This is a genomic window from Pseudonocardia sp. TMWB2A, assembly GCF_017312135.1.
Genome location: NZ_QKQY01000002.1, coordinates 2243214 through 2257191 on the forward strand (window position 1 = coordinate 2243214; position 13978 = coordinate 2257191).

The following is a 13978-nucleotide window of genomic DNA, read 5'->3' on the forward strand; positions in this document are numbered from 1 at the left end:
CGGCTCCGGCCCGCTCGGCGTCGTGGTCGCCGGGGACCCGGTCAGCGGCTCCCCAGCACGCGGCCGAGCCGCAGTGCCGAGACGAGGAAGAAGACGCCGCCGAGCAGGGCGTAGCCGGCGACACCGGACAGGGATGCCCCCGCACCCGAGGCCATGACGACGAACGAAGTGCCCGCGACCACCGACAGGGACCCGCTGGCGATCATCGCGCCCTGCCCGCACAGCCGTCGGCGCCGCAGCGCGACGACGAGCTGCACGATCCCCGCGACGACCGCCCAGGCGCCCCACACCCGCAGCACCGCCGGCACGCCCGAGGTGAGGGCGACGGCGAGCCCGGCCGCGGCGAGCGCACTCAGGACGACGTTGACGTACAGCCCGGGGGCCACCCCGGTCGCCCGCGACGAGCGGGCGTCGACCACCGCGGCGGCCACGTCGAACAGCGGGTAGAGCACGAGCAGCGCCGCCGTCATCGGGCCGATGTCCGACGCGTTCAGGAACAGCAGGACCGCCCAGACCAGCGCGAACCCGGAACGCACCAGGTAGAGCCGCCGCAGGGCGGGCGCGTCGCCCTGCGCGGAGGACGGGCCGTTCGCCGTCCGGTCGGTGGTGTGGGTGCTCGCCATGACGCCTCCAGGTAGAAAGACCGTTCTTCCTTGCTGGGGCGAGCATGGCAGCGGGCGTCGCCGTCCGCAAGACCGATCGTTCTTTCTGCTAGCCTGCGCAGGTGATCCGCACGACGTCCGACACCCCCGCGGACAGCACCGGCACCGCCCCGGCGTCGACCGGACCGGGGCGCTCCGAGGCGCGTGAGCGCCTGCTCGCGACGGCCGGCGGGCTGTTCTACCGCGAGGGCATCCGGGCGGTCGGGGTCGAGCGGATCGTCGCCGAGACCCCGACGACGCGCGCCACGTTCTACCGGCACTTCCCGTCGAAGGAGGCGCTCGTCGTCGCCTACCTGCGCGGCGTCGACGCCCACACCCGCGCCGCCCTGCAGGAGGCCGTCGGGTCCGCGGCCACCGCGGACGGCGCCGTCCGCGCGATCGGCACCGCCCTGGTCGACGACCTGTCCCGGCCGGAGTTCCGGGGATGCGCGTTCCTGAAGGCCGCCGCCGAGTTCCCCGATCCCGAGGACCCCGTCCGCCGGGTCGTCGCCGAGCACCGCGCCTGGTACGTCGCCACCCTCACCGACCTGTTCGCGCAGGTCTTCGGCTCCTCGCCGCGACGCGGGCGGCCGGACCACGCGGCCCAGCACTTCCTGATGATGCGCGACGGGGCGATGTCCGGCGCCGACATCGACGGGGCGGCCCACGTCGGCGACGCGTTCCACCGCGGACTCGACGGCCTGCTCACGCTGCTGCACTGAGGACCTGTGCCGCACGCGACACCCGCCGGGGGTACCCCTGGGGGTACCTTCGTTCACACAGGGACCGCGCCGACCGCGGGCCGACACGAGACGAGGGAGCCCCCATGCAGGTCAAGACCGCAGAACTCACCGACGTGGTCAGCCGCCTGCGTCGCGTGGAAGGCCAGATCGCCGGTGTCATCCGCATGATCGAGGACGGCCGCGACTGCAAGGACGTCGTGACCCAGCTGGCGGCGGCGTCCCGCGCCCTCGACAAGGCCGGCTTCAAGATCATCGCCACCGGGCTCCGGCAGTGCGTGACCGAGAGCGCCGAGGGCGAGCAGTCGGTCGACATGGCCGAGATGGAGCGCCTGTTCCTGTCGCTCGCCTGACCCGGCCGAGCCCGCACGACCCCGTCCCCGCAGTACCGACGACTCGGTAGGACATACCCTACCGGGTAGGGAACCCACGATGACCGACATCGACATCCGCACCCTCGGGACCCCCGGTCTCGGGGACCGCAGCTACCTCGCGACCGACGGCACGACCGCACTGGTGGTCGACCCGCAGCGCGACATCGACCGCGTCCTGGACCTCGCCGCCGAGCTCGGCGTCACGATCGCCTGCGTCGCCGAGACCCACATCCACAACGACTACGTCAGCGGCGGCCTGGAGCTGGCCCGGCGGACCGGCGCCGTCTACCTGGTCGACGCGCGCGACCGGGTCGCCTTCGACCGCACCCCGGCGTCGGAGGGCGACGAGTTCGCGGTCGGCGCCATGCTGCTGCGGCCGATCGCCACCCCCGGCCACACCCACCACCACCTGTCCTACGCGCTGGCCGACTCCACCGGCGCCACGGTCGCGGTGTTCACCGGCGGCTCGATGCTCCACGGGTCCGCCGGCCGGACCGACCTGATCTCCGCCGAGGACACGGTCGAGCTGACCCACGCGCAGTACCACTCGGTCCGGCGCCTGGTCGCCGAGCTGCCCGCCGACGCCGCCGTCCTGCCGACCCACGGCTTCGGCAGCTTCTGCTCGGCCACCCCGACCTCCGGCGACGCCTCGACCGTCGCCGAGCAGGCGCGGGTCAACCCGGCGATGACCCAGGACGAGCAGGACTTCGTCGACACCCTGATCGCCGGCCTGGGCGCCTACCCGGCGTACTACGTCCACATGGGTCCGGCCAACGCCGCCGGTCCGGCCCCGGTCGACCTCTCCGCGCCGGAGCCGGTCGACCCGGCCGAGCTGCGCCGGCGCATCGCGGCCGGTCAGTGGGTCGTCGACCTGCGCTCGCGGACCGCGTTCGCCGCCGGGCACCTGCCGCGCAGCCTGTCGTTCGAGCTGGCCCGGCCCTTCGCCACGTACCTGGGCTGGCTGTTCCCGTACGGCGCCGCGCTCACCCTGGTCGGCGACGACCCGGAGCAGGTCGCGCGGGCCCAGCGGGAGCTCGTCCGGATCGGCATCGACCGGCCCTCCGGTGCGGCCACCGGGGAGATCACCGAGCTGGCCGGCGACGGCGGGCTCGCGTCCTACCCGGTCTCGGACTTCGCCGGGCTCGCCGCCCGCGGCCAGGACGAGGTGTTCGTCCTCGACACCCGCACCGAGGCCGAACGGCGCGCCGGCCACCTCGCCGGGTCCGCCCACGTCCCGCTGCACCAGCTCCCCGCACGACGCCACGAGGTCCCCACCGACCGCCAGGTGTGGGTCCACTGCGGCTCCGGCTACCGCGCCTCGGTCGCGGTCTCGCTCCTCGCCGCCGACCCCACCCGCCCCGGCCGCGACCTGGTCCTCGTCGACGACGACTGGACCCGCGCCGCCGGTGCGGGCCTGCGGCTCGCCGACACCGTCCGCGCCACGGCCGCGCACTGACCCGCCCGACCCGACCCCCGGAGACACCCACCCCATGAACGCCCCCACCGCGTCCACCGACGCGTCCGCCGTGAGCCCCGCGACCCTGCGGAGCTGGGTCGAGCAGGCCCCGGCCGGTACCGGCACCCCGATGGTGGTCGACGTCCGCAGCGCCGCGGAGTACCAGGCGCAGCACATCCGCGGCTCGTACCACGTCCCCGTCCGAACCCTGGCCGAGCACACCGCCGAGCTGGCCCGCCTGCTCGACACCGGCAGCGCGCCCGTCGTGCTCGTCTGCCGGTCCGGGGTCCGCGCCGAGCAGGCCCGCCGGCACCTGACCGGCGCGGGCCTGGACCACGCCCACGTCCTCGACGGCGGCGTCCCCGCCTACGCCGAGGCGGGCGGCGACGTCGTCCGGGGCCGGCACGCCTGGGCGCTCGAACGGCAGGTCCGTCTCGGCGCGGGGACCCTCGTGCTCACCGGGTTGCTCGCCGGGCGGTACCTCGCCCCCGCCGGGCGGCTGCTGTCCGGCGCCGTCGGCACGGGTCTCGTGCTCTCGGCGCTCACCGACACCTGCACCATGGGCGCGGTCCTGGCCCGGCTCCCGTTCGACCGGGCGGCGGCCGACCCCACCGTGGCCGAGACCCTGGCCGCGCTGGAACGCCGACCCGGCACACGCCCGTCATGACCACGGTCGCGCTCGCGGCCGCGTTCGGCGTCGTCATCGGGTCGCTGCTCGGGCTCGTCGGCGGGGGCGGCGGGATCCTCGCCGTCCCCGCCCTGGTCTACGGCCTCGGGCTGCCCCTGTCCGACGCGGTGCCCGGCTCGCTCGTCGTGGTCGGCCTGGCCTCGCTCGTGGCCGCCCTCCCCCGGGCCCGCACCGACGTCGACTGGCGGCTCGCCGTCGTCGTCGGCGCCGCGGGGGTCCCGGCCTCGCTGCTCGGCGGGGTCCTCCACCACCACCTCGACGACCGGTGGCTGATGCTCGTGTTCGCCGCCGTCATGGTCGCCGCGGGTGTCCACATGCTGCGGCGCGGCACCGGGACGGGCGGGGTCTGCGAGCTCCCGGACGGCGGCGTCGCCTGGCGACGCTGCCTCCCCCGCGCGATCCTCACCGGCCTGGCCGTGGGGCTGCTGACCGGGCTGCTCGGCGTCGGCGGCGGGTTCCTGCTCGTGCCGGCGCTGGTCGTGGCCCTCGGGCTGCGCACGACGACGGCCGTCGCCACCTCGCTGGTGATCATCGTGGTCGACTCGGCGGCGGCCCTGGTCCCGTACCTGGCGGCCGGCGGGCTGCACCTGCCGTGGACGGCGATCGGCCCGTTCGCGGTCGCCGCCGTCGCCGTGTCGCTGCCCGCGGGACGGCTGGCCCGCCGGCTGCCGGCCGCCCTGCTCGGTCGCGGGTTCGCCGTCCTCGTGCTGCTCGTGGCCGCCGGGGTGGGGGTGCGCAGCACGCTCGCGCTCCTCGCCTGAGGAGGCCCCGGCCGCCGGTCAGCCGTCGACGAGCGCCTCGGCGTCGATCGCCGTCCGGACCGCGTGCACCGCCCGGCGGAGCGCCTCGACCAGCGGCGACCGGTCCGCGCTGCGGGTGCAGAGCGAGATCGGGCAGGGCTCGACGTCGGCGATTGGGACGAAGACGACCTCCGGGTGCCGGACGCTGTCGACCACGGAGCTCCCGGTGATCGCGACGGCCGCACCGGCGGCGACGACCTCCAGCAGCTCGTCCATGGTGTGCACGGTGGGCCCGTAGGTGACGGGCACGCCGCTGGGCCGCGGGTCGCAGGCCCACCAGCGCACCCACTGCTCGTCGGTCCGGTCGTCGTTCGCGTGGGGTTCGCCGTCGAGGTCGGCCAGCTCGACGACGGCGCGGGCCGCCAGCCGGTGGCCGCGCGGGAGCGCGACGACGCGGGGTTCGAGCCGGACCACGTCGAGCCGGAGCCCGTCGGTGTCGGCGACGGGCGGCCGGACGAGCGAGGCGTCGACGGTCCCGGCGCGGACGGCGGCGGCCTGGTCGGGCCACGGCAGCTGCACGAGCTGGACCGACGCGGTGGGGACGTCGCGCTGCACCAGCTCGATGATGCGCCGGGTGTGGGTACCGGTCGCCGCGGTCATGAACCCGAGGCGGACGACGCCGGCGGCGGCGCGACGGTGTGCCTCGACCGCGGCGACGGCCCGGTCCGCGGCGTCGAGTGCCACGCGGGCCTCGGCGAGGAACCGGCGGCCCGCCTCGGTGGGGACCAGGGGGTGCGCGCTGCGGTCGAGCAGCTCGGCGCCGAGCTTGTGCTCCAGCGTCCGGATCTGCTTGCTCAGCGCGGGCCCGCTGACGTACAGCCGGGCCGCCGCCCGCCCGAGGTGCCCCTCGTCGACGACGGCCACGAGGTAGCGCACGAGGTGCAGGTTGAGGTCCACATCGACTCCCCTCCGTGACGCAGTGTCCCACGACACCGTCGACGAGGACCACTGAGCTGCAGTGATAACCGGATGGTTCACGGTCGCGCCGGGACATGTCATGGACGCACCCGGCCGCCCCCGGCGAGGCTCCGTCGCGTCCCACCACCGACGGAGGAGTACCCATGAGCCGCTACGAACAGGAGTTCGTGACGATGTTCGCCGGGCTGGAGAAGCAGCTCGAGAGCATCGACAACCCGCGCCACCGCGCGATCCTCAAGAACTACCGGCGGCACGGGCTGCTGGAGGTCGCCGGGCGCTACCACGAGCTCCTCGCCCCGGACATGACCGTCGAGCACCCGCAGTACCGGCTGCACGAGGGCGGCCAGTCGATCGTCCTCGACGGCATGGAGCAGGTCCTCGGGTTCTACGAGTCGCTGGTGGCCGCGAACGCGCTCGTCATGTGGGTGGCCGACCAGGACATCGCGGTCAACGACCACGGCTTCTCCGGCGAGGTCGTCTTCAACGCGTTCGTCCCCGCGCCGATGCTCGGCGAGAGCGCCTTCTCCGACATCCGGGCCGGCGACCCGGGCGAGATGTACCTGCTGCGCCGCACCCTCGCGTTCGTCTGGCCCTACGACGAGCGCGGCCGGCTCATCGGCGAGCACGTCTACGAGGACGGGGCGTCCCGCGAGATCATCGAGCCGGACCCGGCCGACGTCATCACCGCCGCCCGCGCCGCCGAGCTGCTCGCGCCCGAGATCGACCGGGTCCTGCCGTGAGCGCCGCATCCGGCGGCCGTCTGGCCGGGAAGGTCGCGCTGATCACCGGCGGAGCGCGCGGGCAGGGACGGTCGCACGCCGTCCGGCTCGCCGAGGAGGGCGCGGACATCGTCCTCGTCGACCACTGCGCCCCGGTCGCGTCGGCGCCCTACCCGACCGCCGGACCCGCCGACCTCGAACAGACGGTGAAGCTCGTCGAGGACCTGGACCGGCGCGTCCTGGCGGTCCGGGCCGACGTCCGCGACCTCCCGGCGCTGCGGTCCGCGGTGGCCGACACCGTCGCCGAGCTCGGCCGCCTCGACATCGTCCTGGCCAACGCGGGCATCGCCGGCTTCGGCCCCGCGCTGGAGATGGAGGAGGACGTCTGGCAGGAGATGATCGACATCAACCTGACCGGGGTGTGGAAGACCGTCCGCGCCGCCGCGCCCGCGATCGTCGACGGCGGCCGCGGCGGTGCGATCGTGCTCACCAGCTCCGTCGCGGGGCTGATGGGGTTCCCGAACCTCGCCCACTACTGCGCGGCCAAGCACGGCCTGGTGGGCCTGATGAAGGTGCTCGCGGTCGAGCTCGCGCCGCACAGCATCCGGGTCAACACCGTGCACCCCACCCACGTCGACACCGACATGATCCAGAACCCGGCGATCCACGGCCTGTTCACCGGGGGCGCGCCCGGTACCGACCCGGCGATGGCCGCCGCGGCGATGAAGGCGATGCACGCACTGCCGATCTCCTGGGTGGACCCGGTGGACATCAGCAACGCCGTCGTGTGGCTCGCCTCGGAGGAGGCCCGGTACGTGACCGGGGTGGCGCTCCCCGTCGACGGTGGGATCACCGCGCCGTTCAAGGTCCCGCACGACGCGGTCTGACGGCCGGCCGTCAGCCCATCGGCCTCGCCGACGCGAACTCCCACACCGCCGCCGACAGGTCGGGCCCGGCCCGGTCGGCGAACAGGCCGTCGGAGCGGGGCCCGGACCAGGCGTGCCCCATGCCCTCGACCAGGTGGTGGTCGACGTCCGCCCGGCCGGGGGCGCGGTGGACGGTGCGGGTCCAGGGGTGGCCGTCGGGCGGCTCGACGCGTGTGACGACACCGGGTGCGGTGTCGGCGTCGGGCCGCCCGGTGGCGACGAGCGCACCGAGCGCCAGCCACTGCCGCACCAGACGGTCGGCCATGAACGGGCGGACGACCTCGTCCCGGCCGCCCTGCACGACCAGCAGCGGGACCTGCCGGGCACGCGGGCCCATCTCGGCCTGCGCGAGACGGGCCGTGTCGACCGGCGTCAGGGTCGGGTCCTCCTCGAACCGGTGGAACCGGTACTCCCCACCCGCGACCGAGGTGACGGTCGCGACCAGGTCGGGGTAGGTGACCCCGAGGATCACCGCCGAGCCCGCACCGGAGGACGCCCCGGCGACGTGCACGCGGGCCGGGTCCGCCCCGTAGACCTCGACGACCTGCCTGATCGCGCCCGCCAGCAGCTCCGGCTCACCCCGGCCCCGCTGCTGGTGCTCCGGTGACAACGAGTTCCAGCACATCATCGCGTTGCGCAGGATCGACTGGGTCGGGTAGACGACGATGAAGCCCTCCCGGTCGGCGAGGTCGTCGAAACCGGTCATGGCCCGCATCGAGTTCAGCCCGGACCCGGTCATGCCGCAGCCGTGCACGGCCACGACGACCGGCGTCGCCCGGTCCGCACGCCACGAGGGCGGCAGGTGGACCTGGTAGTCGAGCCGGCCCTGCGAGCCGACGTAGCTGCCGTGCCGGTCCTGGCCGCCCGCCGGTTCCCGCGCCTCGGCGATCGCGGCGGGGACCAGGAGGGCGAGCAGCGCCAGCGCGGTCACCCCCGCGAGCAGGGCCGCGGGACGGCGGGTGGGTCGACGGTCGCGCATTCCGGCCTCAGCTCCTCGTTCCCGGTGGACGACGACAGTGCAGCCCGTGCCGTCGCGGCCGGGTCAACCCACGTCGGCACCGTCGGCTCAGATCGGCTGCGCCCTCCCCACGGTGCGGTCCAGGGCCGCGGTGAACGCCGCGTAGCCGATCTCGGTGGCGGTCCGCACCTTCACGGGGTCGATCGTCAGCGGACCGACCCCCGCGTCGGCCTCGGGACCGACCGTCAGCAGGTGGGCGTGCCGTCGGTGCGGGTGGTCGGCCTGTTCGAGGACGGCCCGGACCGGCCCCAGCCCGCTCTCGCTCTGCGCGATGTCGCCGAGCCCCGGGACCAGGCGGTTCAGTCCCCGGACCCAGAGCGGGGAGGGCGGGTCGGCCGGGATGCGACGGAGCTCCGGGACCGAGAGATTGATCAGCGCCAGTACGTGCGTGCTGCCGTCCCGCAGCGCCCGGAGCAGCGGCAGAGGCTCGGACACGGCCCCGTCGATCCACGAGCGGTCGTGCAGCCGCACCGGCCCGCCCGCAAGCAGCGGGATCGACGACGTCGCGCGCATGGCGAGCTTCCAGTCGGAGATCGTGCGCGGCTCGAGGACGTGCCCGCTCAGGTCGTCCACGGCCGTCGCGACCACGTTCAACGCGACGGTCGAGTCACGGATCCGGTCCCACGGCATGGGTTTCGAGTCCACCAGGATCCGGTCCACCAGGTGGTCCAGCGACACCATCGACCCGCGGCCGCAGAGCCGTCGCGGGTCGATGAAGTCCCGGCAGGCCATGTCCTCGAAGAAGATGCGTGCCGCGTTCGCACCACCCGCGTGGATCAGTGCGACGCCGATGTAGGCACCCGCCGAGCTGCCGTAGACGGCGTCGAACCCGCCGGCCAGCCCCGCGTCGTCGATCGCGTGGGCCATCCCGCCCGCGTAGGCACCGCGCATGCCGCCGCTCGCGATGACCAGTGCGACCCGGTGGCCGTCGTCGCGGCGACCGGTGTCGCGGCGACGCACCAGCGCCCGCAGGACCTCGCCGTCCTCGGGCAGCCGCTGAGAGGTACGGATGCCGCTCCCCCTCCGCCGACTCTCCGGGTGACGATCGCCGTCGGTGCTCGGCCGCCGTCCGGTGCAGGATGCCCCACCGCGTCGGGCGGGACACGGTGCACGTCGGAGATCACGACGAGGGCCGGAGGTCGATGACGCGGTGTCCCCGCGTGCGGCCGGTCCGGTCAGCGGGCGGCGGTGCGGCGCCGCGCCCTCGTCAGGACGTCGAGCTGCGCGGGGTTGTACAGGTCTCCGACGGCCCTCCGGACGTCCTGGCGCCCCGGTCCGGCCCCCCGCAGACCGGCCTCGATCAGCTGGAACTGGGTGAGGCGTTCCGCCGAGAGGCGCCGGAGGTGTTCGGCGATGCCGGTCGCCACGACCTCGCGGCTCGACTCGTCGGCGTCGCCGGGGAGGTTGTCGAAGGCGACGACGGCCGCGTGCGACCGGTACGGGGGCAGCAGGTCCAGGTAGGCCTCGAGCGGCCGCGGACCGAGCAGCCGGCTGAGGACGACGACGAGGCCCCGTTCGGCCGTGGGCAGCCCCTCGATCCGGCTGGCGATCCGGACGGGCACGTCGAGCGGCGTCTCCTGCTCGAGCATCGTCACGAGCTCCGCGCGGGTCCGCTGCAGACGGTCGATGTCGCGGGCGATCCCGGCCTCGACCTCGCGTAGCACCCCGGTGGGCAGCCGGTCGGCGTCCCCGACCGCGGCGACCTGCGACAACGACAGACCCAGCTCGGTGAGCCGACGGATCCGGATCAGCCGGACGAGGTGCTCCACCCCGTACTGCTGGTACCCGTTCGACCGCCGTTCCGGCTCGGGGAGCAGCCCCAGCTCGTGGTAGTGCCGCACCGCGCGACGACTCGTCCCGGCGAGCTCGGCCAGCCGGCGGGGGCTCCACACCACGGCACCGTCCTTCCCTCCGACCAGCGTGCGCGGACGCCCGGCCCGGGCGCGGTCGCGGCGCCGTCGGGGGACGGGGACGAACCGACCATAACCGGTGACCGGCGCCACACCGTTGCATCTTGAGGTGGCCGTGACGGCCAGGTGTGCGCTGCCCCTGCCCCGTCACCTGCTCGATCCGGAGTCGTCCTCGCCGTGTCCCGTCACCCACGCCTACGCCCGCTGATCACCTCCACCGTCCTGCTCGGTCTCCTCGCCGGGTGCGCCACCGCGCCGGCCACCGCCGGCGGGTCGGACCCCGCACCGCTAGCCGCCTTCCACACCCAGGAGCTCGCCTTCGGCCCGTGCGCCGGGTACGCCACCACCGAGCTCGACGCCCCCGTCCTCGGCGCGGACGGCCTCGAGTGCGCCCGGCTGACGGTCCCGCTGGACTACGACGACCCCGCCGGACGGACGGCCGAGCTCGGGGTGCTGCGCGTCCCGGCGACCGGGGACCGGATCGGCTCCCTGGTCGTCAACCCCGGTGGGCCGGCGAAGCCGGGGATGTCCTACGCCGCCCAGCTGGCGGGCTTCCCGGGCTCCGACCGGATCACCGAGCGGTTCGACCTGGTCGGCTTCGACATGCGCGGCACCGGGGCGTCCACCCCGACCGTGGACTGCTTCACCGACGACGAGCGTCGGGACGACCTGCTCATGGCCACCTTCCTGTTCGGCGGGGAGTCCTGGAGCGAGGACGTCACCCGGCACGCCGCGGCGAGCTGCGCCGAGGGCTCCGGCGGGGCGGAGGTCATCAGCCACCTCGGCAGCCGCGACACGGTCCGGGACATGGACGTCCTGCGCGCCGCGCTCGGCGACGACCAGCTCAACTTCCTGGGCGCCAGCTACGGCACCCGGCTGGGCGCGGTCTACGCCGAGACGTTCCCGCGCAACGTCCGGAGCATGGTCCTCGACGGCGGGATGGACCCGAATTTGGGCATCCGGGACAGGATGGTCCAGCAGTACGCCGGCTTCCAGCGTTCGTTCGACGCCATGGCGACCGCCTGCGCCGCGGCCGGGAACTGCCCGCTCGGGGACGACCCGCAACAGGCCACCGCCCGGTTCCAGGAGCTCGTCCGGCCGCTCGCCGACGACCCCGTCCCCACCGGCGGGGACCGCGGGCTGACCTACCGGAGCGCGGTCGAGGCCGTGCTGTTCGCCCTCTACTCGCAGGACAACTGGCCGACGCTCGTCCAGGGACTGACCGAGCTCACGGCGGGCCGGGGAGACCTGCTGCTGGCGATCCGCGACGGGGCCCACGAACGCCGGAGCGACGGCAGCTACCCCACGTTCATCGAGGGCGCCTTCGCGACCCACTGCAACGACCGCGAGCGGCTGACCCCGGACCAGGAGACGGCGATGCGCCGGCAGATGCTGCGGGCCGCGCCCTTCCTCGACGACGGCCGCGGGAGCGGGGCCCGCGACGGCTGCGAGCACTGGCCCGCCGGCCCGACGCTGGGGTCGCCCTACGCGACCGACGTCGACGGCCTGCCGCAGACGCTCGTCGTCTCCGTCACCGGCGACCCCGCATCGCCGCACGAGGGCGGCGTCGCCCTCGCCGACACCCTCGGATCCGGCCTGCTCACCGTCGAGGGTGAGCGGCACGGCGCGGTGCTCGTCGCCGGGAACGCCTGTGTCGACGACGTCGTCGCCGACTACCTCATCGACCTGACGGTGCCCGACGATGCCCGCTGCTCCCTCTGACCCGCTCTCCGGGCCCCGCCCGGGAAGGGGCGGCCCCGCAGCGCCCCGCCGGCCGCGCCTGGCCTCCGACGGCACCCGGTACCTCCTCACGACCGCGGTCACCGTCGTCCTCGCCGCCGCGTACGGCGCCGCCGTCCAGACCGTCGCACCCCACGACATCGGATCGCTGGGCTTCGTCGTCTCCGTCTACTTCGGAGCATGGAGTGTCTGGGCCGCGCTCTACGCGGGCCTGACCATCACGGTCCTGCGCCGGGCCGACGGGGCCGCGCTGGCCGGGTGGCTGACCGAGAACCGCTCGGGACGACTGCGCCGCCGACGCGTCGAGTGGCTCGCGGGCAGCGGTGGCCCGCTCGGCGCCCTCTCGTTCTGCACGGTGGCGATCGGGGCCGTGGTCGGCGCGATGGTGCTGCGGGAGCTGCGGGAGGACCCCGTCGTCGTCGGGCTGGCGGTCCTGGTGGTGAGCACCTCGTGGCTGCTCATCCTGACGGTCTACGCCGTGCACTACGCCCGGGAGAACGCCCGCGTCGGCGGGCTGGTCTTCGCGGGCACCGGTGACGGGCCACCTGGGTTCACCGACCACCTCTACCTCGCGATCCAGGTCGGCACCGCCTACACCAGCGCGGACGTCGCCGTGACGGGGCGCGCCATGCGGCAGACGGCGGCGCTGCACGCCGTCGTCGCCTTCGTCTTCAACACCGTGCTCATCGCGCTGCTGGTGTCGCTGCTCGTCACAGTCGCCACGTGATCGCACGCACGCGTCGTCGTCCCCGGGCGCGCCGTGCGACGCCGGTGTACATCGGCGCCCTGACCGCCGGTGGACGCCGGGCACCGTCCTCGCCGGTCAGCCGCGTCCGGTGAGCACGCGGACGGCCTCGGCGGGGCCGGGGGCACGGGCGATCGACTCGGCGACCGAGCGGGCCCCGGCACGGATCGCGGGATCGTCGAGCACCCGTGCGACGGCCGGCCCGACCGCCGCGAGATCGTCGACCACCACCCCCGCTCCCGCCATGGCGACGCCTGCCGCGATCGTGGGGTGGTCGGCGCCCCGGGGCCAGAGGACCAGCGGGATCGCGCGGCCGAGCGCGGCCAGGACGGTCCCGGCGCCGCCGACACCGACGACGAGGTCGACATCGTCGAGGAGTTCGTCGATCGGCACGAACCCGACGACGGTGACCGTGCCCCCTCCCGCACCGGTCCGGTCCCGGTCCACCGCCGCGGCGTCGCCCAGAGCCAGGCCGAGGGTCGCCACCACGTCGACGGGTGCCCCGGCCACCGCGTCGACCACGGCGGTGAGCATGTCGGCACCGGAGAAGATGGTGCCCAGCGTGACCAACACCCGCGGCCGCCCGGAGGACGACGGCGGCGGGGACCAGCGCGGCTCCGGACGGGGGCGCCGATGGGGAGTGGCCCGGACCGGCAGGACGTGTCCCGGGTCCGGGCGGGTCGCGATGGCGGGGTCGCGTAGCTCCACCGGCCACAGGTCGAGCACCGTGTCCGGGTCGCGCGGTCGCAGGCCGCGCCGCGCGTAGCGGCCCTCGGCGGCACGGGCGATCGCAGCGGCGAGCGGCGCCGGCAGCGGGGCGGTCATCCGGACCTCGTGCAGCGGGAGCTGCAGAGCGGTCGCGACCAGCGGTCCGACGGTGCAGTACAACTCGGACACCACCAGATCCGGCGACCACCGCCGCGCGGCGGCGAGGGCGTCGTCGGCGGCCAGGTCGAGCAGCACCCCGCCGAAGGTCTCGCCGATCCCGTCGACCGACGGCGCCATGATGTCCTCACCCGAGCGGCGCGCCGCCTCCGTGGCCAGCTCGACGGGCATCGGACCGGCCGGCAGGTGCTCCACACCGTCGGCGAGCTCACGGGCGACCACATCGCTCAGCCCGGCGCTCGTCACCAACGCCGCGGCGTGCCCCTGCTCCAGCGCGGCGGCGATCAGCGGCGCCAGCGGCAGGACGTGCCCGTGCGCGGCGACCGCGGTGAACAGGATGCGCATGGGAGGCCGGTCCTTCACGGGGGCGGGCGACAAGATCGTCATCGTCGGTTGTAGCAGCTTCCCGGCCGGAGCG

General features: G+C 74.9%; 15 protein-coding genes. 9 read left to right on the forward strand and 6 right to left on the reverse strand.

The window, feature by feature from the left end:
• Positions 1–41: 41 nt before the first annotated feature.
• Positions 42–623 (reverse strand): hypothetical protein, encoded by a 582-nt coding sequence (locus DMP17_RS25320; protein WP_337830787.1) that lies wholly within the window; start codon positions 621–623, stop codon positions 42–44.
• A gap of 101 nt (positions 624–724) precedes the next feature.
• Here DMP17_RS25320 and DMP17_RS25325 point away from each other — a divergent pair, with 101 nt between their 5' ends.
• The 5 genes from DMP17_RS25325 to DMP17_RS25345 all read left to right on the forward strand — a co-directional run bounded on the left by DMP17_RS25325 (position 725) and on the right by DMP17_RS25345 (position 4660).
• On the forward strand, positions 725–1363 hold the full coding sequence (locus tag DMP17_RS25325) for a TetR/AcrR family transcriptional regulator (protein WP_337830788.1): 639 nt from the start codon (positions 725–727) through the stop codon (positions 1361–1363).
• A gap of 104 nt (positions 1364–1467) precedes the next feature.
• Entirely contained in the window at positions 1468–1734 is a 267-nt protein-coding gene (locus DMP17_RS25330) for a metal-sensitive transcriptional regulator (RefSeq protein ID WP_226354264.1), read from the forward strand.
• 79 nt (positions 1735–1813) lie between these two features.
• Positions 1814–3211, forward strand: a complete 1398-nt coding sequence (locus DMP17_RS25335) for an MBL fold metallo-hydrolase (protein ID WP_337830789.1) — start codon at positions 1814–1816, stop codon at positions 3209–3211.
• A 34-nt stretch (positions 3212–3245) separates the two neighbouring features.
• Positions 3246–3878 carry a rhodanese-like domain-containing protein gene (locus tag DMP17_RS25340; RefSeq protein WP_337830790.1) on the forward strand — a complete coding sequence of 211 codons (633 nt, stop codon included), beginning with the start codon at positions 3246–3248 and terminating at the stop codon, positions 3876–3878.
• Entirely contained in the window at positions 3875–4660 is a 786-nt protein-coding gene (locus tag DMP17_RS25345) for a sulfite exporter TauE/SafE family protein (RefSeq protein WP_337830791.1), read from the forward strand. The genes DMP17_RS25340 and DMP17_RS25345 overlap by 4 nt, the downstream gene beginning before the upstream one ends.
• Positions 4661–4678: 18 nt before the next feature.
• On the opposite strand, the gene DMP17_RS25350 is transcribed toward DMP17_RS25345, so the two are convergent.
• Complete coding sequence (locus tag DMP17_RS25350; protein ID WP_337830792.1) at positions 4679–5596, reverse strand: LysR family transcriptional regulator; 918 nt, start codon at positions 5594–5596, stop codon at positions 4679–4681.
• 164 nt (positions 5597–5760) lie between these two features.
• Between DMP17_RS25350 and DMP17_RS25355 the strand changes: the two genes are divergently transcribed.
• Positions 5761–6357, forward strand: coding sequence for a hypothetical protein (locus tag DMP17_RS25355; protein ID WP_337830793.1), 597 nt, complete (start codon positions 5761–5763; stop codon positions 6355–6357).
• Positions 6354–7223 carry a mycofactocin-coupled SDR family oxidoreductase gene (locus DMP17_RS25360; protein WP_337830794.1) on the forward strand — a complete coding sequence of 290 codons (870 nt, stop codon included), beginning with the start codon at positions 6354–6356 and terminating at the stop codon, positions 7221–7223. The genes DMP17_RS25355 and DMP17_RS25360 overlap by 4 nt, the downstream gene beginning before the upstream one ends.
• Positions 7224–7233: 10 nt before the next feature.
• Here the strand turns inward: DMP17_RS25360 and DMP17_RS25365 are convergent, their stop codons facing one another.
• From DMP17_RS25365 to DMP17_RS25375, 3 genes are all read right to left on the reverse strand, one after another.
• A complete protein-coding gene (locus DMP17_RS25365; RefSeq protein WP_337830795.1) occupies positions 7234–8241 on the reverse strand; it encodes an extracellular catalytic domain type 1 short-chain-length polyhydroxyalkanoate depolymerase in 1008 nt (335 codons plus the stop codon).
• Positions 8242–8328: 87 nt separating this feature from the next.
• A complete protein-coding gene (locus DMP17_RS25370; protein ID WP_337830796.1) occupies positions 8329–9240 on the reverse strand; it encodes a patatin-like phospholipase family protein in 912 nt (303 codons plus the stop codon).
• A 215-nt stretch (positions 9241–9455) separates the two neighbouring features.
• Entirely contained in the window at positions 9456–10283 is an 828-nt protein-coding gene (locus DMP17_RS25375; RefSeq protein WP_337830797.1) for a MerR family transcriptional regulator, read from the reverse strand.
• Positions 10284–10367: 84 nt separating this feature from the next.
• Here DMP17_RS25375 and DMP17_RS25380 point away from each other — a divergent pair, with 84 nt between their 5' ends.
• Both DMP17_RS25380 and DMP17_RS25385 read left to right on the forward strand, forming a co-directional pair.
• Complete coding sequence (locus DMP17_RS25380; protein WP_337830798.1) at positions 10368–11912, forward strand: alpha/beta hydrolase; 1545 nt, start codon at positions 10368–10370, stop codon at positions 11910–11912.
• Positions 11893–12657: a DUF1345 domain-containing protein gene (locus DMP17_RS25385; RefSeq protein ID WP_337830799.1), complete on the forward strand. Its 765-nt coding sequence runs from the start codon at positions 11893–11895 to the stop codon at positions 12655–12657. Before DMP17_RS25380 ends, DMP17_RS25385 begins: the two co-directional genes overlap by 20 nt.
• Before the next feature lie 96 nt (positions 12658–12753).
• On the opposite strand, the gene DMP17_RS25390 is transcribed toward DMP17_RS25385, so the two are convergent.
• Positions 12754–13905 (reverse strand): nucleotide disphospho-sugar-binding domain-containing protein, encoded by a 1152-nt coding sequence (locus tag DMP17_RS25390; RefSeq protein ID WP_337830800.1) that lies wholly within the window; start codon positions 13903–13905, stop codon positions 12754–12756.
• Between the last annotated feature and the right edge of the window lie 73 nt (positions 13906–13978).

What these genes read in the sequence shown, in the direction of transcription:
- DMP17_RS25320 (WP_337830787.1), bottom strand. Translation starts at nt 623, where the DNA reads ATGGCGAGCACCCACACCACCGACCGGACGGCGAACGGCCCGTCCTCC.
- DMP17_RS25330 (WP_226354264.1), top strand. Translation starts at nt 1,468, where the DNA reads ATGCAGGTCAAGACCGCAGAACTCACCGACGTGGTCAGCCGCCTGCGT.
- DMP17_RS25335 (WP_337830789.1), top strand. Translation starts at nt 1,814, where the DNA reads ATGACCGACATCGACATCCGCACCCTCGGGACCCCCGGTCTCGGGGAC.
- DMP17_RS25340 (WP_337830790.1), top strand. Translation starts at nt 3,246, where the DNA reads ATGAACGCCCCCACCGCGTCCACCGACGCGTCCGCCGTGAGCCCCGCG.
- DMP17_RS25345 (WP_337830791.1), top strand. Translation starts at nt 3,875, where the DNA reads ATGACCACGGTCGCGCTCGCGGCCGCGTTCGGCGTCGTCATCGGGTCG.
- DMP17_RS25355 (WP_337830793.1), top strand. Translation starts at nt 5,761, where the DNA reads ATGAGCCGCTACGAACAGGAGTTCGTGACGATGTTCGCCGGGCTGGAG.
- DMP17_RS25365 (WP_337830795.1), bottom strand. Translation starts at nt 8,241, where the DNA reads ATGCGCGACCGTCGACCCACCCGCCGTCCCGCGGCCCTGCTCGCGGGG.
- DMP17_RS25385 (WP_337830799.1), top strand. Translation starts at nt 11,893, where the DNA reads ATGCCCGCTGCTCCCTCTGACCCGCTCTCCGGGCCCCGCCCGGGAAGG.
- DMP17_RS25390 (WP_337830800.1), bottom strand. Translation starts at nt 13,905, where the DNA reads ATGCGCATCCTGTTCACCGCGGTCGCCGCGCACGGGCACGTCCTGCCG.